The sequence below is a fragment of the Kribbella voronezhensis genome (genome assembly GCF_004365175.1).
In the GTDB taxonomy this organism is placed as follows: Bacteria; Actinomycetota; Actinomycetes; order Propionibacteriales; family Kribbellaceae; genus Kribbella; species Kribbella voronezhensis.
In genome coordinates this window covers 18,664-38,018 of record NZ_SOCE01000002.1, presented here as the reverse complement: position 1 = coordinate 38,018, position 19,355 = coordinate 18,664, and the positions used below count along the sequence as shown (strand labels likewise).

Annotated in this window: 18 protein-coding genes; 3 read left to right on the top strand and 15 right to left on the bottom strand. The window is 67.6% G+C overall.

From position 1 onward, the window contains the following. Positions 1 to 130: 130 nt before the first annotated feature. On the top strand, positions 131 to 979 hold the full coding sequence (locus EV138_RS27635) for a L,D-transpeptidase (protein ID WP_238158459.1): 849 nt from the start codon (positions 131 to 133) through the stop codon (positions 977 to 979). 74 nt (positions 980 to 1,053) lie between these two features. On the opposite strand, the gene EV138_RS27630 is transcribed toward EV138_RS27635, so the two are convergent. The 12 genes from EV138_RS27630 to EV138_RS27575 form a co-directional block, all read right to left on the bottom strand. After that, the gene (locus tag EV138_RS27630; RefSeq protein ID WP_133982187.1) at positions 1,054 to 1,380 is read right to left on the bottom strand and encodes a hypothetical protein; all 327 of its coding nucleotides are present in this window, start codon (positions 1,378 to 1,380) and stop codon (positions 1,054 to 1,056) included. A 204-nt stretch (positions 1,381 to 1,584) separates the two neighbouring features. Beyond that, on the bottom strand, positions 1,585 to 3,267 hold the full coding sequence (locus EV138_RS27625) for a SulP family inorganic anion transporter (RefSeq protein ID WP_133982185.1): 1,683 nt from the start codon (positions 3,265 to 3,267) through the stop codon (positions 1,585 to 1,587). After that, positions 3,264 to 3,614 carry an ArsR/SmtB family transcription factor gene (locus EV138_RS27620; protein ID WP_133982183.1) on the bottom strand — a complete coding sequence of 117 codons (351 nt, stop codon included), beginning with the start codon at positions 3,612 to 3,614 and terminating at the stop codon, positions 3,264 to 3,266. Before EV138_RS27620 ends, EV138_RS27625 begins: the two co-directional genes overlap by 4 nt. Next, positions 3,611 to 3,811: a hypothetical protein gene (locus EV138_RS27615; protein WP_133982181.1), complete on the bottom strand. Its 201-nt coding sequence runs from the start codon at positions 3,809 to 3,811 to the stop codon at positions 3,611 to 3,613. The genes EV138_RS27620 and EV138_RS27615 overlap by 4 nt, the downstream gene beginning before the upstream one ends. A gap of 153 nt (positions 3,812 to 3,964) precedes the next feature. Next, positions 3,965 to 5,350 (bottom strand): amidase, encoded by a 1,386-nt coding sequence (locus tag EV138_RS27610; RefSeq protein ID WP_133982179.1) that lies wholly within the window; start codon positions 5,348 to 5,350, stop codon positions 3,965 to 3,967. A gap of 99 nt (positions 5,351 to 5,449) precedes the next feature. Beyond that, positions 5,450 to 6,220, bottom strand: coding sequence for an SDR family NAD(P)-dependent oxidoreductase (locus EV138_RS27605; protein ID WP_133982177.1), 771 nt, complete (start codon positions 6,218 to 6,220; stop codon positions 5,450 to 5,452). Next, positions 6,217 to 7,683 carry an aldehyde dehydrogenase family protein gene (locus EV138_RS27600; RefSeq protein ID WP_133982175.1) on the bottom strand — a complete coding sequence of 489 codons (1,467 nt, stop codon included), beginning with the start codon at positions 7,681 to 7,683 and terminating at the stop codon, positions 6,217 to 6,219. The genes EV138_RS27605 and EV138_RS27600 overlap by 4 nt, the downstream gene beginning before the upstream one ends. A gap of 28 nt (positions 7,684 to 7,711) precedes the next feature. Next, the gene (locus EV138_RS27595) at positions 7,712 to 8,548 is read right to left on the bottom strand and encodes an ATP-binding cassette domain-containing protein (RefSeq protein WP_133982173.1); all 837 of its coding nucleotides are present in this window, start codon (positions 8,546 to 8,548) and stop codon (positions 7,712 to 7,714) included. Then, entirely contained in the window at positions 8,541 to 9,572 is a 1,032-nt protein-coding gene (locus EV138_RS27590; RefSeq protein ID WP_133982171.1) for an ABC transporter ATP-binding protein, read from the bottom strand. The genes EV138_RS27595 and EV138_RS27590 overlap by 8 nt, the downstream gene beginning before the upstream one ends. Further along, positions 9,569 to 10,564, bottom strand: coding sequence for an ABC transporter permease (locus EV138_RS27585; protein WP_369410834.1), 996 nt, complete (start codon positions 10,562 to 10,564; stop codon positions 9,569 to 9,571). Before EV138_RS27585 ends, EV138_RS27590 begins: the two co-directional genes overlap by 4 nt. Next, positions 10,561 to 11,511 (bottom strand): ABC transporter permease, encoded by a 951-nt coding sequence (locus EV138_RS27580; protein ID WP_133982169.1) that lies wholly within the window; start codon positions 11,509 to 11,511, stop codon positions 10,561 to 10,563. The genes EV138_RS27585 and EV138_RS27580 overlap by 4 nt, the downstream gene beginning before the upstream one ends. A 1-nt stretch (position 11,512) precedes the next feature. Continuing rightward, complete coding sequence (locus EV138_RS27575; protein ID WP_133982167.1) at positions 11,513 to 13,024, bottom strand: ABC transporter substrate-binding protein; 1,512 nt, start codon at positions 13,022 to 13,024, stop codon at positions 11,513 to 11,515. A 205-nt stretch (positions 13,025 to 13,229) separates the two neighbouring features. Here EV138_RS27575 and EV138_RS27570 point away from each other — a divergent pair, with 205 nt between their 5' ends. Next, a complete protein-coding gene (locus EV138_RS27570; protein ID WP_133982165.1) occupies positions 13,230 to 13,988 on the top strand; it encodes a FadR/GntR family transcriptional regulator in 759 nt (252 codons plus the stop codon). 4 nt (positions 13,989 to 13,992) lie between these two features. Here the strand turns inward: EV138_RS27570 and EV138_RS27565 are convergent, their stop codons facing one another. Both EV138_RS27565 and EV138_RS27560 read right to left on the bottom strand, forming a co-directional pair. Beyond that, entirely contained in the window at positions 13,993 to 14,487 is a 495-nt protein-coding gene (locus EV138_RS27565) for a hypothetical protein (RefSeq protein WP_133982163.1), read from the bottom strand. Between the two features lie 223 nt (positions 14,488 to 14,710). Beyond that, complete coding sequence (locus tag EV138_RS27560) at positions 14,711 to 17,386, bottom strand: MXAN_6230/SCO0854 family RING domain-containing protein (protein WP_133982161.1); 2,676 nt, start codon at positions 17,384 to 17,386, stop codon at positions 14,711 to 14,713. 451 nt (positions 17,387 to 17,837) lie between these two features. Between EV138_RS27560 and EV138_RS27555 the strand changes: the two genes are divergently transcribed. Then, entirely contained in the window at positions 17,838 to 19,064 is a 1,227-nt protein-coding gene (locus EV138_RS27555; RefSeq protein WP_133982160.1) for an MFS transporter, read from the top strand. A gap of 96 nt (positions 19,065 to 19,160) precedes the next feature. On the opposite strand, the gene EV138_RS27550 is transcribed toward EV138_RS27555, so the two are convergent. Further along, entirely contained in the window at positions 19,161 to 19,334 is a 174-nt protein-coding gene (locus EV138_RS27550; RefSeq protein WP_133982159.1) for a DEAD/DEAH box helicase, read from the bottom strand. Positions 19,335 to 19,355: the final 21 nt, after the last annotated feature.

Below are 19,355 nucleotides of genomic sequence, written 5' to 3'. Positions count from 1 at the left end.
TGCCGAGGGCCCTGCCGGGTATTAGCCTCGGCGGTCGCGGCGTACGGCGGGTCTTCGGCTCGACACGCTGCGGTTCTGCGACTCTGGGGATTGAAGGAGAGGGGAATCCGTGTCTCGTCGACGTGGTCTCGTGGCTGGAACCGTCTTGCTGGCCGTCGCCCTGACTGGGTGCAGCGATGTGGCAGCCGACTCCGGTACGCCGTCGTCGCCCAGTACGACCGCGACGACGAGCAGCACCCCGAGCACGCCGACGCCGAGCACGCCGACTCCAAGCGCGTCGCCGACCGCTACCCCGACCACGACGCCGAGCACCACCGCGACGCCCCCGAGCGCGAAGCCGACCACGACTCCGACGTCCAAGCCAACCACCGGGAAGCCGGGCAAACCGCCGAAGCCTCCGGTCAAGCCGGCGTCGCAGGCGTTGCTGGTCGAGCGCAAACTCGATGCCTGGGGCTACCCCGTCGGTGACGTCGACGGCAAGATCAGCAAGCGCGCCCGGCAAGCGCTCTGCGCGTACCGCGAGACTGCCGGCCTCCCGATCAGTCGCGGCCCGCTCACCGCGGGAGACATCAAGTCGGTGCTCTCGGCAACCGCCAAGCCGGTGCCGACGAAGTCGACCGGCATCTACGTCAACAAGACCTGCCAGGTGCTCTACCAGGTCGTCAAGAACACGTACCGCCGGATCGTCTGGGTCTCCACCGGCGGACCGGGGTACGAGACTCCGAGCCGCACCGGCAAGGTCTGGCGGAAGTGGGCCGGTCCGCACGAGAGCAGCCTGTACGACGACGCGTACATGTACGACTCGATCTACTTCCTCAAGGATCGCCCAGGCATCGCGCTGCACGGATCGCGCGTCAACTCGCTCATCAAGACCTACCCGGCGAGCCACCGCTGCGTCCGCGTCATGCGCCCCCAGATCCACCAGATCTTCGCCGAAACCCCCATCGGCACCAAGGTCCAGGTCTACGGCGAGTACTAACTCGTACTGCGATCAGTTGTTCTCAGCCGAGGAGGCTCGCCGGTCAAGCATGTACGACGCTCAACCTGCCTGGGTCAGACCGAGCACCACACGTCGCTGGCCTTCATCCAGGACCGGTCGGTTCGCCCCCACAAGATTCCGAGGTACTCGTCGCCCTGCCTGCGGATCACATTGAATTTCTGGCCCGCATCCACGAAGTGGATGACGAGATGGTTCTCGCTCCAGAAACGGCTGTGGTTGTAGGCGACCGTGCAGGTCTCTGTGGGGCTGTAGGTCCCACTCGCGACCTGCGCCGCGGATGCGCTCAAGGTCGACAACACAGCGGCTGATACCAGAGCGCCCGCGCCGAGGATCACCTTGGCCGACGAACTGTGCTGCCGGATGGCTGAAAGCAAAGACATGGTGCTCCCTCAGTAGGCGATCCCGCGTTCTCACGGACTAGACCGGATCTTTGAGAGAGCCTTCCATCGTGGAAGGGATGGCAGCAATCTCTTCGAACATCGTCGAAGCCGACTGCCACGAACGCCCGCAGCGGTTAACACCGCCCACTCGCGGCAGGTCAAGGGCGCGTCGGCCGGGAGGTAGCGCGGTGGTAAGGGCTGCCGCTAGGGCGCGTGCTGGTCGAGGAGGACGCCGGCGTTGTGGAGGTGAGCTCGGGCGGCTGCGATCGCTTCTGGTGTGGTGGCAAAGACTCGATCGGATTGCCGTAGGCGGTCGATGACGTCGAGCGCATCCAACGGCCGGTGATGTCCGGGCCTGATCCCTGAGATCAAGACGATCATGCCCCGGTGCTGGAGCTTCTCGATCGCGTCCTTGAGGACCAGCGCGCCGCTGGCATCGATCGCAGTCACGGCCGACATCCGCAGGATCACCACCGACATGTGGGCGACCTCGGACAGTTCGAGCAGGAATCGATGAGCAGCGAACAGCAGCGGCCCGTCGATCCGATAGGCGACGATGTGCTCGTCCAGCAAGGCACGTTCCTCTTGCGTGTGGTCGCCCGGCAGATCCGGGTGCAGCGGCATCTGTCGGAGACTGGCGCTCCGCGCGACCGCGCGCAAAGCCAATGCACCGGCGACGACCAACCCGAGAAGAACCGCTTTCACCAGGTCCAGAGCCAAGGTGGCGATCGCGGTCAATGCCAGGACCACCGCATCCGAACGGGTCGCCCGAGCCATCGCCCGGACCGACCCGACTTCGACCATCCGTACGGCGGTCGCCAGCAGTACCCCGGCCAGCGCCGCCAGCGGGATCCGTCCGACGAGGGGTGCCGCTGTGTAGACGATGGCGGCCAGCACGGCGGCGTGGACGAGGGCGGCCAGTCTTGAACCAGCGCCGGTTCTGACGTTGACCGCAGTACGGGCGATCGCGCCGGTCGCCGGTACGCCGCCGAACAGCGGCGTCACCAGGTTGGCCAGGCCCTGCCCGAACAACTCACGGTCCGGGTCGTGCTTGTGGCTGACTCCCATGCCGTCTGCGACAGCCGCGGACAGGAGAGACTCCAGAGCCGCGAGCGCGGCGATGGCTATGGCCGGTCCCGCCAAGGTCGAGAGGGTCGAGAGATCAAGGAAGCCCAGCGAAGGTGCGGACAGGCCGGAAGGCAAGGTGCCGATGCGTGCGGCGTTGAGACCGGTTGTCTCGACCAGGAGAGTTGCGGCGACGACGGCCAACAAGGAGAACGGCAGGCTGGGTCGCCAGCGACCGCCGATCAGGATCAGTGCCGCGACTCCAGCAGTGAGGGCAATGGCAGTCCAGTTCGGTTGCTGAACGAACTCCCCCACCGACCGCGCTGCGAGTACCACGACCTGATCACTGTCGGGCTTCGCGACTCCCAAGGCCGCTGGAAGTTGCTGGAGTCCAATGACACAAGCGATTCCCAGCGTGAAGCCTTCAACGACAGACGCCGGGACGAAGGCCATGTACTGACCCGCCCGGGCCACCGCCAGACCGATCAGGATGAGGCCGGCCATCAGCCCTACCGTCAGTACGCCGTTCGCTCCGTGCGCGTGCATGATCGGGACGAGCACGACGGTCATCGCGCCGGTCGGCCCGGACACCTGCAGGTTGGAACCACCGAACGCCGCGGCGAGCGCGCCCGCGATCACGGCGGTGGTCAGACCGGCGGCAGCCCCGAGTCCGGAGGAGATTCCGAATCCGAGCGCGAGCGGCAGGGCGACGACGGCGACAGTCAAACCGGCGATCAGGTCGCGACGGGGTTGGCGGCCCATCGCCAGGAGATCCGGACGAGCGGGCAGGAGCGCGAGCACCCTGCTGGAGAGTGCGTTCATCCGAGGCTGGACTCGTGCTCGCGGAGTTCGGTGAGGAGGTCGTTCTGGCCGGAGATCAGGTCGGTGAGGATCCGGCGAGCGACTCGGAGCAACTCCGCGACGTCGCTGCTGGCGATCTCGTAGATGACGGTGGAACTCTCCCGCCGGGAGACCACGATCCCGTAACGCCGGAGTACGGCGAGTTGTTGCGAGAGGCTGGAGGGTTCGATGGCAAGGTCGGCCAGAAGTTCGCGCACCGGGCGTGGCGAGTCCTGCAGGAGCTCGAGCACCCGAATGCGGACGGGGTGGCCGAGCATCCGGAAGAACTCCGCCTTGGCCTGATAGAGCGGAACCGCCTTACCGGTCATCCTTTGGTCGACTGTCGATCGGCGGGAGCGGGCTCGATCGTCACGTCGTTCTCCGCCGCCATCCGGAGCAGGCTGTTCAGCTCGCCGGTGCGTACGTCGACCGCGTAGAAATCGCTCTCGCTCTCAGCCACCAGCAGCGCCTGCCGCGCCTCCTGCACCCGCCTGCGCACGTCCGTGGCGAACTCACCTATGTCCATCGCGATCTCCTCTCCCCTCAAGATCACTATGTGCTGAATTGCAAACTTTTGCAACTCATCATGTCGCCAAGCCGCCTTGGGCGGCGGATCAGCAGATCAGGGGTCAGCGCCGATCAGCGCCGGTCAGGGCGGGTCAGCGCGGGTCAGCGCGGGTCAGGGCGCCGGCCAGGGCCGAGCAGGGGGCAGCAGAGGCGTGAGGTCGGCGGCCAAGCGGAGGGCGCTGTGGTCGGCGAAGCGGGGCGCGGCGATCTGGAGGCCGATGGGGAGGCCTGTGGAGGAGTAGCCGCAGTTGGCGGTGGTGGCGGGGTGGCCGGACATGTTGTACGGAACCGTGAAGGCGATGTGCTCGAAGGGCTTCAGTGGGTCATCGGTCGGGTAAGCCAGCTCGGCGGGGAAGGCGGTGATCGGGGCGACCGGAGAGATGAGGAAGTCGTACGACGCGAAGGCGGCGTCGACCGCGACCGCCATGGCACCCATCTGGCTGAACCCGTGGAACACCTCGAATCCAGTGAGGCCGGCGGCGGTAGAGACCCAGCGGCGGATCTCGGGGAGCACCTTCGCGCGGCGGTCCTCGGGCAGGGCCTGGAGGTCGGCGGCCGAACGGACACGCCAGAACCGGTCCAGGCCGTCCAGCATCTCCCGGGTGATGATCGGGGCGATCGGCTCGACGACGGCGCCGGCCTTTTCGAGTGTGGCGGCCGCCGCGGACACGGCGGCGTGGACTTCCGGGTCAACGGCTAGGCCGACTCCCGCATCCAGGAGGAGGCCGATCCGCAGTCCCTGGACCGTCGCCGGCAGGTCGTCGTACGAGTCGGCGATGGGCGGGAGCGAAGTGTGGTCGCGGCGGTCCGGGCCGGTCATGACGGACAGCGCGAGCGCGGCGTCGGCCGCAGTACGGGTGAGTGGGCCGATCGCCCTTCCTGGGTAGGGATTTCCGACGGCGATCCGGCCATGGGTCGGTTTGAGGCCGACGAGCCCGCACCAGCCGGCGGGGAGGCGAATCGAGCCGCCGATGTCGGTGCCGACGTGGAGGGGGCCGTAGCCGGCGGCGGCTGCTGCTGCCGCGCCTGCGCTGGAGCCGCCTGGGGTCAGGGCGACGTTCCAGGGGTTGCGGGTCAGGGGGTGGAAGGTCGAGACGCCGGAGGAGAGCATGCCGTACTCCGGCATGGTGGTCTTGCTGAAGATCACGGCGCCCGCTGCGCGGAGGCGGGCTGCGGCTGGCGCGTCCTCGGTGGCGGGGACGAGTTCGGTCGCGGCGGTTCCTTGCGGTGCCGGCGTACCGCGGGTCGCGATGTTCTCCTTGATCGTGACCGGTACGCCGTCCAGCGGGCCGGCTTCGCCGTGGCGCCATCTGTACTCCGACTCGCGGGCGGCGGCTCGCGCTGCTTCGGGATCGAGGGCGTAGGTCGCGAAGAGCTTCGGCTCGAGCGCCTCGACTCTGGCCAGAACGTCTTCGATCACTTCGACCGGGGACAGCGAACCCTGCTGGTACCGCGCGATGAGTTCGACGGCGGTCAGGTCGGCCAGGTTGTCGGTCATCAGGCTCCAGACGATCGGTGTCGGGTCTCGGGCGGCGCCGGGGGGTGCTGGTGGATGGTCTCGGGCGGGGTCGAGCGGGGTCGGGCGGGTGGCGGAGGTTTAGTTCGGTGGGTTGAAGCGGCCGTCTATTGCGGTCCAGCCGCCGTCTACGTGGAGGACACTGCCGGTGACGAACGAGGACGCGTCGGACGCCAGGTAGACGACGGCGCCGGCCAACTCGTCAGGCGTGGCCCATCTCGAGAGAGCGCTCTTCGCTGCGTACGCGTCGTACCAGGCCTTGTTTTCCTTGATTTGTGCGGTGAGCGGGGTTTCGACGACGCCCGGGGCGATCGCGTTGACGCGTACGCCGGAGGGGCCGAGCTCAGCGGCCGCCGTACGGAGGAGTTGGACCAGGCCGGCCTTGGTTGCCGCGTACACCGATTGGCCTGGCTCGACGGTAGTTGCGCGGATGGAGCTGAAGCCGATGATGCTGCCGCTGCCGCGCGCTTCCATCGGGCCTCCGAAGGCGCGGATCAGGTCGAAGGATGCCCGGAGGTTGAGCGCTACCACCCGGTCGAATTCCTCGCTGGTGTAGTCCAGGATCCGCTTGCGGACGTTGGTCGCGGCTGTGAAGACCAGTACGTCCACGTCGCCCAGATCCTCAGCCGCGGTGGTGATGGCTCGTTGGTTGAGCACGTCCAGCTCGTACGCCGTCAAATGGTTGCCCTGGGCCACCGTTTCTTCGGCGGCCGGGAGATCGCGGTCGGCGCAGGTGACCCGAGCGCCGTGCGCAGCAAGGGCGAGAGCGCTTTCTCGGCCGATCCCGCTGCCGGCGCCGACGACCACCGCATGCTTGCCGTCGAGGCGGAAGAGGTTGGCGTAGTCGGTCATTCGTCACCTCGCCGGGTGGTCGGGCGGATGATCGCCATCCGGGTCGTGGTCAACTCGTCGATGGCGAAGCGAGGGCCTTCCCTGCCCGCACCGGAGTCCTTCACCCCGCCGTACGGCATCACGTCGGATCGGAACCCGGGGACCTCGTTGATGACCACTCCCCCGACGTCGAGTCGGTCGATCGCCGCGAAAGCGCTCTCTAGTGAGGCCGTAAAGACGCTCGCATGGAGGCCGTAGCGCGACTCGTTGACGGTCCGGAAGGCGGTCTCGATGTCTGGCACCGAGCGAATCGCGATGACGGGCCCGAAGATCTCCTCGTCCCACGCGAGTTGGCCGTACGGGACGTCGAGCAGCACTGTCGGCCCCAGGACGTCGTACTGCGGCGTGGCTGAGGTCGGTGGGTAGGCCAACGTGGCGCCGGCGGTGAGGGCGTTGTCGATCCAGGTGCGGACGCGATCGGTGGAACGGGAATCTATGAGGGCGGAGACGTGGGTCTGCTCGTCGCGAGGGTCTCCTACGACAACGGACTCCAGACGGTCGTGGAGTTTTTCGAGTAGGGGGCCGCGGATGGACTCAACGGCTATGACGCGCTGGACGGAGATGCAGGCTTGGCCGGAGGCGTAGTAGCCGCCTCGGATGATCGCATCGGCCGCGGCGTCCAGGTCGGCGTCTTCGGCTACTACCAGGGCGGAGTTCGAGCCTAGTTCCAGCAGGACTTTGGTCGGCGCGGCGGCTTTGGCGATCTGGTGGCCTACAGCGGCCGAGCCGGTGAACGAGACGGCGCCGATTCGAGGGTCGGTGGTGAGGGTGGCGCCTACGTCTGCTCCCCCGGTGACCAGTTGAACTGCCTCGGCGGGTGCGCCCGCAGCAGTGAGGGCTTCGCGGACTACGTGAACGAGCCAGAGGGTGGCCAATGGCGTCTGCGGAGCGGGCTTGACGATGATCGGGCAGCCGGCTGCCAGGGCCGGCGCGATCTTGTGAGACGCGAGCAGGAGCGGGTAGTTGAAGCCCGTGATGCCGATGACTACGCCGATGGGCTTGCGTACCCAGAAGCCTAGGAGCCCGTCGCCGCTGGGGAGGAGGTCGAGCGGGACGGTTTCGCCGTGGAGGCGGGCTACTTCCTCGGCTGCGGTCTGCAGGGTGAGGACGGTGCGGTCGAGCTCGACCCGGCAGTCGACCAGCGGCTTGCCGGTTTCGAGAACGAGAAGGTCGATGAACTCCGAGCGTCGCTCGAGAACGGCAGAGAGCGCTCCCTGGAGAGCTGCGCGGCGTACGTGGGAAGGCAGACGGCCGACCTGGTCGCGGGCTGCGACTGCGTGATCGAGGGCTTGGCGGGCGAGGTCGGCGGTGCCGACGGACGCCTCGGAGACGAGCGATCCGTCGTACGGGAAATGGATCGGCTCGGTGGTCGGGGTGGCGACCCAGCCGGCGCCGATGGGGAGGCCTTCGGGGTTCTCGCTCATGCGAATCTCCCTCCGGGGTTGTCGGGGGTCATGTGGAGGGGACTCCCTTCACCAGGTCGGTGGTGGTGGCGCCGGAGAGCGCTCTCTGGAGAGTCGGGACGGCGGAGACGAGGCGGCGGGTGTACGGGTGGGTGGGTGCCGCGTAGACGTCCGCGGTGGGGCCGGTTTCGACGATCTGGCCGGCGTTCATGACGGCGACGCGGCTGCAGACGTGTTTGACGACGGAGAGGTCGTGCGAGACGAAGATCAAGGTCAGGTTGAGTTCGTCGACGAGGTCGGAGATGAGGTTGAGGACCTGGGCCCGGACGGAAACGTCGAGAGCGCTCACTGGTTCGTCGGCGATGAGGATTCTTGGGCGGGGTGCTAGGGCGCGCGCGATGGAGATGCGCTGGCGTTGGCCGCCCGAGAACTGATGGGGGTAGCGGTCTCCTGCGTCCGCTGAAAGACCGACTGCTTCGAGCAACTCGCGAACGCGCTCTCCGGAGGCTGGATGACCTTGTACTACGAGGGGTTCGGCGATGATGTCGCGGACTCGCATGCGCGGGTCGAGGGAGCTCATCGGGTCCTGGAAGACGAGCTGGAGGTTCTCGCGCAGGAAGCGCAGCCGGCGTTCGGGGAGGCGGGTGATGTCGGTGCCTTCGACGACTACCTGTCCGGAGGTGGCGCGATCGAGGGCTGCGATGATGCGGAGGAGCGTGGACTTGCCGCAACCCGATTCGCCCACTATGCCGAAGCGTTCGCCCTCCTGTACTTCAAAGCTGACACCCCGGAGAGCGTGCACCGGCGGAGACGCACGAAGCAGCGAAGTACGCGGGCGCGGGTAGTCACGCACGAGGTCGGTCACCTGAATGACGGGCTCAGCCATCAGCAACCTCCTCGAACTTTCCTTGCTTGGTTTCTACCGTCACAAGCTCCGGGGCTGGGTGGTGGCAGGCGTAGCCGTGGGGTGAGGGACCTGTCCAGGGTGGGGTGGTGGTGCAGAGGTCGGTGGCGTGGGGGCAGCGGGTGCGGAAGACGCAGCCGGTGGGGAAGTTGCCGGCGGCGGGGACGTTGCCGGGGATGGTGGGCAGGCGGTGGGCTGCGGAGTCGAGGTCCGAGGCGGCCAGGAGTCCTTGGGTGTAGCGGTGGCGTGGGTTGGTGAACACCTCGTGGACGGGACCGGATTCGACCACCCGGCCGCCGTACATGACCAGGACTCGTTGGCAGATGGTGGCGACGACCGCGAGGTCGTGGGTGATGAAGAGGAGTGCCGACTCGCGAGCGGCGACGCCTTGGAGGATCAGGTCGAGGACCATCGCCTGGACGGTGACGTCCAAGGCGGTGGTCGGTTCGTCGCAGATCAGGAGGGCGGGGTCGTTGGCGAGGGCGATGGCTACGACCACGCGCTGGCGTTGGCCGCCGGAGAGTTGGTGCGGGTAGGCGCGGGCGACGCCGGGGAGTTGGACCCGGCCGAGAAGATCTGTGGCGGCGGCTCGGGCCGCGCGGCGATTGGGAACCGTGCGGTGGATGAGCATCGCTTCGGCGATCTGGTCGCCGATGCGCATGGTCGGGTTGAGAGCGGTCATGGGTTCTTGGAAGACCATGGCCAGATCGCGGCCCCGGATGCGAGAGAGTTGACGCTCGTCGGCGCCGATCAGGTCGTGGTCGATACCGGAGAGCCGCACCGATCCCCTCGCGTGCACGTCCTCCGGCAGCAATCTCAGCACAGAGAGCGCTGTCAGCGATTTCCCTGAACCCGACTCTCCGATCAGTCCGACCCGCTCCCCTGGGCCGACCGTCAGGTCCACGTCCTCGACGAGGATCTTGTCCCGCACCGACACGGTCAGGCCGCGCACCGTCAGTACGTCGCTCTGCTCGACGACCTCATGCTCTTCGACCAGGGAACTCATCGGCGGTCCTCCAACTTCGGGTCGAAGCGGTCTCTGAGACCGTCGCCGAGGAGGTTGAAGCCGAGTACTGCGATCGCGATCGCTACGCCGGGAAAGACCGCCAGACGCGGCGCGCTGAAGAGGAACTCCTGACTCTCCTGCAGCATGCGGCCCCACGAGGGCGTGGGCGGCGGCGTGCCGTATCCCAGGAAAGAGAGCGCTGCCTCGGCGAGAACGGCGATCGCGAAAGACACCGACGCCTGGACCGTGATCAGACTCGTCACGTTCGGCAGCACGTGCCGCAAGGCGATCGGGAACGGTCGCCGCCCAGCCGCACGAGCAGCCAACACGTACTCCGCCCGCATCACCTGCAGAGCACCGCTCCGGATCACGCGGGCAAAGGATGGAACCGTTGCGATGCCGATGGCAACCATCGCGGTCAAAGTGCTTGCACCGAAGACCGCGCCGAACATGATTGCCAACAGCAACGCGGGGAACGCGAGCAGCAGATCGTTCGCCCGCATGATCAGTTCGCTCGACCAGCGCCGGGTCATCGCCGCCAGGATCCCTAGCGGTACGCCGATCACGGCGGCGACTCCGACGGCGACCAGCCCGACGAACAACGTCGTACGGGAGCCCACCATGATCTGGCTCAGCAGGTCCCGGCCGAACTTGTCCGTGCCGAACCAGTGCGACCACGAAGGCTTCGCCAACCGAACGGCCGGGTCGACGAGTGTCGCGTCGTACGGGGTCCAGACGAAGGAGACCAGCGCCGTCAGCACGATGACGAGGACGATGATGCCGCCGACGACCAGACTCGGGTTCAGCCGACGCCCCGCAGAACGCCGGAGAGCGCTCCCTCCCACGCCCGTAGGCCCGCCGACCCCGGTAGAAGCTCCGCCGCCCGTGGACACGTCGGCGCCGCTCGCGGGAACGCCGAGAGCGCTCTCTGGAGCTCCGCGATCGCTCACCGGACCGCCTTCGTCGTCGACGGATCCGCCGAGGCCGCTCATCGTTGGCCCACCCGGAGCCGCGGGTCGAGGGCGACGTACAGGACATCCACGAGGAAGTTGACCACCAGGACGGCAACCACGAGCAGCATCACAACGTCCTGGATGAGAAGGAGATCCCGGTTCGACACCCCGTCGAGGAGCAGGCTGCCGAGGCCTGGGATCACGAAGACCCGCTCGACCACAACCGCCCCGATCAGTAGCGTCGCAAGTTGCAGACCGAGAACCGTCACCACCGGTACGGCCGCGTTCCGCAGACCGTGCCGCCAGAGCGCGGGAAACGGCCGGAGTCCCTTGGCACGCGCGGTCCGCAGATAGTCCTCACGCAGTACGTCGAGAACCGCGCTCCGGACGTAGCGAGTCAGCACCGCGCCTTGAACCAACCCGAGCGACAGCGCCGGCAAGATCAACTGGCGAAGGAACATCCCCGGATCCGATGCCGGCGGCGTCCAGCCGTTCGCCGGGAGCCAGCCGAGCTTCACCGCGAACAGCATGATCAGCAGGATCCCCGCGAGAAACGCCGGTACCGCGACGCCGAGTTGAGAGATCGCAGAGAGCGCTAACCCGGAGATCTTGCGGTGTCGCGCGGCCATCACCGTACCGGCCGGAACCGCGACCACCAGGGCGACGATCATCCCGACCACCACGAGCCACAACGTCACCTGCAGCCGGTCGAAGATCTGGGGGCCGATGGCAACCTTCGACACGTACGACGTACCGAAGTCCGCACGCAGCAGACCGCCGAGCCAGTCTAAGTACTGCGTGGCCAGCGACCGGTCCAGCCCGAACTGCTCCCGCAACTGGGCAACCGCCTCGTCGGACGCGTTCACCCCGAGCGCGACGCGCGCCGGATCGCCCGGGAGCACCGCCATGAACCCGAAGACCAGAACCGAGCTCACCGCAAGGCTGACCAGCAGCACTGCGGTGCGCTCGACCAGGCGGAGGACCATCTCAGGAACGAGCCAGCTTGGACAGGTCGAACGACTCGGTGATCGCGTTCACCGGCAGCCCGGTGATGTTCTTGTCCGCGACCACCAGGTTCGGCAGCAGGAAGAGCCAGTCGGCGGCGGCCTGTTCGGAGATCCGGCGCGCAGCCTTCTTCATTTCGGTGACCTGGGTCGCCTCGTCGCCCGCATCCGCCGCGGCGAGCGCCTGCTGCAGCGTCGGGTCGTCGTACCGGGTGTAGTACTTCGGGCTGAACACCGCGCCGAGGTCGCGCGGCTCGACGTGCGCGATGATCGACATGTCGTAGTCCGCGTTCTTGAACACCGTCGTGAGCCACGCGGCCGGGAACTCGAGCTGGTCGATCTGCACCTTGAGCCCGACCTGCTCCAACTGGCTCTTCACCACCTGACCGCAGGAGGTTGCGTAGGGCAACGTCGGCAGCCGGAGCCGCAGTGACTTGCCGGTGGCACCGGCGGCTGCGAGCAACGACTTCGCCTTGTCCTTCGAGTACGGCGCGACCTGGGTGAGGTCCTCGTACCACGGGTCGGTCGGCGGCACCATGCTGCCGATCAACTTGCCGCGACCCGCGAAACACGTGTCCAGCAAGGCTTTGTGGTCGATCGCCGACCGGATCGCCTGCCGCACCCGGACGTCCTTGAAGACCGGCCGCGAGTTGTTGAACGACAGCACCACCTCGCCGTTCGTCGTCCCCTCGATCACCTGGTACTTCGTGTTGCTCGTGAACTGGCTGAGTGCCTCCGGCGCCTGCACGGTGCCGATCACGTTGATCGTGCCGGTGAGCAGCGCATTGTTCAGCGCGGTCGGATCCTTGAAGTACTTCAAGGAGACCTGATTGAAGAACGGCTTGGTCCCCCAGTACGAGTCGTTGCGCTGCAGCACGATCGAGTCGCCGCGCTTCCACGAACCGAACTTGTACGGACCGGTGCCGACCGGATCGGTGGCGAGCTTGTCGACGCCGGTCTGGGAGAACATCGCCCCGATCCGGGTGGTCATCCGGAACAGCCAGTCGTTGCTCGGCTTGCTCAACGTCACCTGAAGCTGCTTCGGCGAGACCGCTTTGGCGTCCTGTACGACGTCCATCGCCGCCTTGAGCGAGGTCGTCCAGGCCGACTTCACCCGGTTGATGCTGAACACCGCGTCGGCGGCCGTGAATGCGGCCCCGTTGGTGAACTTCGCATTGTCGACGAGTTCGAACGTGTAGGTCTTGCGGTCGGGCGAGATCGTCCAGGACTTCGCCAGGTCCGGCACGATCTTGCCGGATTCGTCCTGCTTCACCAGGCCCTCGTACACGTTGGTGAGCAGCGCCTGCGGGATCGCGGCGCCGTCGGTGGTGGTGAAGTCGAGGCTGGCCGGCTCGGCGACGAGCCCGATCGCCAGCGACTGGTTCGCGCCGGTGCTAGGCCCCGACGAGGTACCCGAACCGGCCGAGCACGCCGCGACAAGCAGCAGTGCGGCTGATCCGGCGAGCGCGGCCGCCCGGGTGAGGTACGTGTTCACGCGAAGTCCTCCAGTGCGCCGTCTGTTCCGTCCGCCCGATCATGCCTTGCCCACCCGGCCCGTCGCCCGGCGCCTCGCCCTAGTCAACCGGGTGAGCCGGGCGACGTACGCCGTACTGGTCGGACCAGTGGACCAGGTTGTAATAGAGCACTAGGTTTGTCCCAACTCAGACAGCTGTCAAGCGATCGACCGAGGTGATGCCCGGATGGCGAAGGCCCAGTTCCAGCCGGTGCAGCCCGTGCGCGCGTACGAGCGGATCGTCGAGCAGATCGAGGAGGCGCTCGCGCGCGGCGACCTCTCCCCCGGTCAGCGGTTGCCGAGCGAGCGGGAACTCGTCGCCCAGTTCGGGGTCAGCCGGTCGACCGTGCGGGAGGCGCTTCGGGTGCTGGCGAGCAACGGGGTCGTGCGGTCGCGCCCGGGTGATCCGAACGGGCCGGAGATCCTGCCGTACTCACTGGGGGCGTTGCGGAAGCAGATGACTCGGCTGGCCCGGGTCGACGAGTTGAGTCTTGGTGAGCTGATCGGGTTCCGGATGATCATGGACGGGGCCGCGATCCAGCTGGCGTCGCGACTGCGGACCGACGAGCAGCTCGCCGAGATGGAGGAGACGCTGGTCGCGATGCGGGCGGCGATCGACGTCCACTTCGAGGCGTTCAGCGAGGCTGACGTCGCGTTCCACGAGGCGGTGGCCCGGGTCAGCCGCAATTCGCTGATCCAGGTGTGCAACGAGGTCGTGCGCGGCGTCGTACTCGGGTTGATCGCGGACAAGATCGCGCACGCGGCGAACAGCCGCGCGCTGATGCTGGAATCACTCCAGCACCACACGGAGGTCGTCGAGGCGATCCGAGCCGGCGACGGCCACGCCGCCGCCCGCATCGCCCGACAAAACCTCTACGACTACTACGCCACCTACGTCCCCACCGACGAACGTCCGCACTTGAGAGCCCTCATCGACGACGCCTGACCCATCAGGTGTCGTGTTCGACGACTCGGACTCTTGGGACGTTGAGGGTCTTCTTGGCCTTGGTGGTCCAGTCGGAACAGAGGAAACGGGCCGCCGTTTCAGGCCAGGCGACCACGACGACCTCGTTGCTGTTGGTACTGGAGACCAGGGTTTTCAACGCCAGCAGGACGTCGCCGTGCGTGATGGAGACGTTCACCCGGCAGTCGTTGAGGCCGCGGAGTCTTCGCGCACTGTGCTCGATCACCGAAGCCAGGTCGAAGTCGGGGTCCGCCAGCGCCGTCGCGGTCGTCGTACGAGCCGGACTTGCCGCGGACAGGCCCGCGATGTCCGCGAAACTGGACCCGAGCAGAGCCATCGGTCCGCCGATTCCCTCGGTCGGATGACTCGAGATCAGCAGGTGGTAATCCACCTCGTCGCGCCTTGCATGCAGGGCGGCCACGCGGCGTGCGTCGCCCTCACTCATCTCCCGCTCGATGAGCACCACCACGTCATACGTCATCGTGGCTCCCTTCGCGTCACTTCCTTTGTACTCCGCCCCTCCCCCGAACACCCGCCGAAACCGCCGCTCCGTAACCCGAATGTCAAACTCCCCCGCCCCTGCCTCCCCAAGGCGAGCCGGCCGAGGTTGATGAGCACTGGCGGTACACCCGACGCCCCCGACCTGGCCGGGCCGTACATCTTCCATTTCGACACACGCGGGGACGGAGGGCGCCGGCTCGTGGCTAGGGCTCTGGCTGGTTCTGGGGGGAGGTCAGGGCTGGGTGGGCTCGGGGGTCCGGGGTGAGGGAAGTGAGGAGGTGGGGGGCGTCGATGAGGTGCACGCTGCCGGGGTCCAGGAGGTGGGGGTGGAGCGCGTAGACGTCGGCGCCGGACTTGGGGTCGATGTCCCCGGTGATGACGGCGACGAAGTCGGCGCGGGTGGCGGCGTCGAGGTCCCAGTAGCGGTCTGGTTCGAGGCGGGCGGTGAGGCGGCGGGCGAAGGTTGCGACGTCTTCCGACTCACCCCGCAGGTAGCCGACGACCGAACCGTCGGCGCAGCGGACCACCACTTCCGTACTGCGTGCGGCCGCGTGCCAGCAACACACCTCCCACAGGCTGACGCGATCGCCGGCGCCGTGAACCTCCTCCAGCGTGGCCGCCATCAACGCGACCTGCCCGGCGTTGCGCACCAGACTGTTGCCATAACCGGCGGCGCTCAGATTCACGTCGTACCACCGAAGCTCGCGCCGGCGCAGATCCATCCCGAACGGCAGCAACGTCCTCGCCGACCCGGTCAGGTCGTACCGCTCCTCGACGGCGGCCGGATCGAACAGCTCCACCGGATCGCGCAGCAACCCGACGAACCCTCGCTCGAGCGCGTTGAACGGCACGCCGTTGAAGCTGAAAACCACCGGCAGCACATACCGCGCGCCAACGCGACGCAGTGCGGTCAGATCGAGATCCACGTACTCCGTGGCGCCGCGCGGGCCGGGCGCCGCGGTCAGGTTGCCGGAGTGCACCATCGCATCCTGGTCGAACCGCAACCGGGTCGGATCGCACAACCCCACGAACGCCCACTGGTCGTCGAACACCGCGACGGCAAGATCGAGATCGACCCGCTGCCCGGCCGGCTCGACCCAATGCAGAAACAGCCGGAGCACCTTGTCGTCCGGGATCGGCTGCACACTCCCCCGCGTCATCCGGCGCAGCGTCGAGGACGAACTCCGCTCCGAACCGGGCGCGACCAGCTGCGCCAACTCCTCGTCCAGGAACGCCCGCCTGATCCCCGGCAGACCAGTTGCCCTGCGCAACATTTCACCGACGAGTACGCCGGACAGCGCCGCGGCCAGGTCGGCGGGGAGTGGTTCGCGTTCGTCGACGGCGGTCCAGAGGCGGGTGGTGCCGCCGCGGGGGAAGAACAGGCGGAGGTCGCCCGGCGGCGTGCGGACTTGGCCGAGCGCTGCCGTCAGTACCACTGGCGACACGTCCGAAACGGCGGTAGTCAGCGCGTCGACCAACGTGCCGTGGGCATCGGCCGGCAAAGCGCGAGCGAGGTGGACGAGTCGGCGTACCAACTCTCCTGGGCGGTCTCGCAGCAAGTCCAAGGCGTGACCTGGGCGAGCGTCGGCGAAGGCGCCTTCCAGTCGACTGGCGAAGGTCTTCCACACAAAGCGGCCGTCCTCCACCCGCACCTGCGGATGCCGGACCGCCTCTCCGAACACAGCCCGACCCGCCGCACTCCCAGAATCCAGCCACCGCCCACGCGAAGCCGGCGCCAGCGGGGTTCTGCGGAGGATGGCGAAGGCGAGGGCTGTGGCGGGGTAGGCGGTTGCGTCTTCGAAGGGGTGGAGGTTTTCGGCGATGCGCTTCCACGCGCGGGGATGGCGGTGCAGGTCTTCGACGAGGTTCTCGAAGGGGATGCGGTTGAGGCGCGCCAGGATGGTGCGCCGGGTCACGCGGGGAGCCGACAGACGGCGTACCGGCGGAGTGCGCAGGCTCGGGTCGCCGTCCATCAGGACGTAGAGCAGGCGCAGTACGTCCGTAGCGGTTTCGGCCAGTACGTCGAGCAGCTCGGGGTGCTCGGTGACGAGCGCGGCCAACGCGACCGCGCGAGTCTCGCGGACGGGGATGTCGTCGGGCAGCCAGGCGGGGTCGATCAGCAGTACACCGAGGTCGGCGCGATCCACGACGGACAACGGAGTTCGCCGAGAGAGCAGTTCGACCGCCGTACTCCGTGCAGCCTCGGCAGGCGCCAACGCCAGCAACTGCAGCCGTACGCCGGGAGGCCGACCATCCTCGCCCGACAGGCCTGCCGCGGCACGCCCCGCGGAGGAAGTCGCCGACGCCCTGGAACCACTCAGCTCGCCGGAATCGAAGTCCTCACGAGACGGTTGGAGGAAAGGATCGTGGGGATCCAAGGGCCGCAGGCAGATCGGGCAGGCGCTGAAGTCGGTGCCGTCCCAGCACGAGCTACAGACAAGGTGAGCGCACGGCGACACAGCATGCACGGTTCGCAGCTCGCCGCAGAGGACGCACGGTTGGTGCGCCTCTTGAAGCAGTCGGGCGAACACGCGGTTGACGTAGAAGGTCTCCGTGTTGCCAGGCACGCTCTCCGGGAAGCCGCGGAACAGCGGCACCAGGTCGGCCTTCCTGCCCGACTCGGTGTCGAGCAACTCGAGCAGCGTCCGGCCGAAGCCGGTCAATGCGAGTGGGCTGAGGCCCGCGCAGTACCGGTAGAGAGAGGCCGACAGGAGAAGGCCGCGTTGGATCAGGTCGCCCTGGAGCGCGACCAGCCCGGCCTGGGTGGTCATCGGATGCCGTAGCCAGTGCCAGGCGGATCGGCGTACGGGTGGGGTGAGGCGGGCGGCGTCGACCAGCCGTTTGCGGCGTAGCAGCACCGCGGCGAGCGCGTCTGGCATCGAATCCTCCCCGTCGGACTGAGCTGCCAGGGGCGGAGAGCGGACGCGCTACAGGCCTGGTGAAGGAGAAGGAAGCACGTCCAGGAGCCGCCCCTGGCACCAAGAACGCTATCGGCCGCCACCGACAGTTTCCGTTCGCGGCCGTCGCGGGGAGATCCAGGGCCTGCAGAAGTCGGCCCGGAAAAAGAGAGGTCCGGTACCAGGGTCGGGGCCGCCCCGCCCAGACCCCGATACCAGACACCTCCAGAGTAGAGGGGGTGGACAAGTCTTCAAGCACCGGGTCCCCCGAATGGCACTGATGCGCCGAGAGCAAACCTTTGAAAGGTCAGACCAGTCAACGCACTGGAGCAGACCAGTCACGCAGAGGTGTGAGCAATGTCGCGCCGCAGGGAAACCCTCGCGGTCACCGCCAGCAGGTGTAAGCGCACGGATTGTGGCTAAGGTCCTCCCCATGGTCGGTGGGGTGATCGAGCGTGCGCGCTGGCGGGACGTGTTCGGGCATGCGGAATTCCGGGCGCTCTTCCTCGCCGGTGTGCTGTCCACGGCAGGTGATCAGCTGGCTCGGGTAGCGCTGTCGGTGCTGGTGTTCGAGCGCACGGACTCGGCCGGACTCACTGCGCTCACCTATGCCCTGACCTACATCCCGGACCTGTTGTTCGGACCACTGCTGGCCGGGTTCGCCGACCGGTATCCGCGCCGCCGCGTGATGATCGTCACCGACCTCGCGCGCGCAGTACTGGTGGCCGCGATGGCCATCCACGCGTTGCCGCTGATCGCGGTCATCGCCCTCTTGCTCGGGCTGCAGGCGTTCGGCTCGCCGTTCTACGCGGCGAGGGCCGCGACGCTGCCAGTGGTACTAACGGGCGACCACTACGTGCTGGGCAAAGCTGCGAACGACATGGTTGTGCAGTTCAGCCAAGTGCTGGGGTTCGGTACCGGCGGCGTCGTAGTGGTCGCAGTGGGCACGTCCGGCGGCCTCCTGGCAGACTCCGCCACTTTCCTGCTCTCGGCTCTCCTGGTAGCCGTCGGCGTCCGCGCCCGCCCCGCACCAGCGCACCAGGACGACGGCCCCAAACCCAACTACTTCAAAGAGCTGGCCGCCGGCACTTCCCTTGTACTACGTACGCCGCGCCTGCGCTCGCTGGTCGCGCTGGCGACGATCGCCGGGTTCTACGTCACCGTAGAAGGCCTCGCCGTCCCCTACGCGAACGAGATCGGCGACGGAGCGAAAGGAGCGGGTCTCCTCCTGGCGGCCAGCCCTGCCGGAGCCGTTCTCGGGATGTGGCTGATCACGCTGTGGCCACCAGAGCGACGGATGCGCCTCCTGGGTCCACTCGCGGTCGCAGCGTGCGTCCCGCTGGTGTTCTGCGCTCTGCGGCCAGGGTTGATCCCGACGCTGGCGCTGTGGGCTCTCTCGGGCTTGGCCTCGGCCTATCACCTGCCGACCAGCGCGGCGTTCGTGCAGGCGGTGCCCGACAACCGGCGCGGCCAGGCGTTCGGCGTCGCCAGCACGGCGCTCAAGAGCAGCCAGGGCATCGGGATCCTGATCGCCGGGGCGATCGCGGAACAGTCCAGGCCCTCGCTCGCCCTGGCCGTCGTCGGTGCGGCCGGCGTCGCGGCGGCCCTGGCGGCGGGCGCTGCCTGGACACGCGCCCGCCGGACCGGGACCGCGCCGTGAAATAGGCTGCGGAATTGACTACCGGGAGTGCCCGGAAAGGCGGCCGGGAGGGTTCGGTAAAATGTGGGTAAAGAAATTCCGGTATTCAGCGGCGGGTCACCATTCATTACCGCCGGTGAACCACTCGTTACCACCCTGGCCGGACCCCGCGAACCACTCGTTGCCACCGCCGGCGAACCACTCGTTCCCGCCTCGGAACCACTCGTTACCGCCGGTGAACCACTCGTTGCCGCCGTGGAACCACTCGTTGCCGGTGCTCGTCTTGGACATGGTGCTGGATCCTCTCGTTTC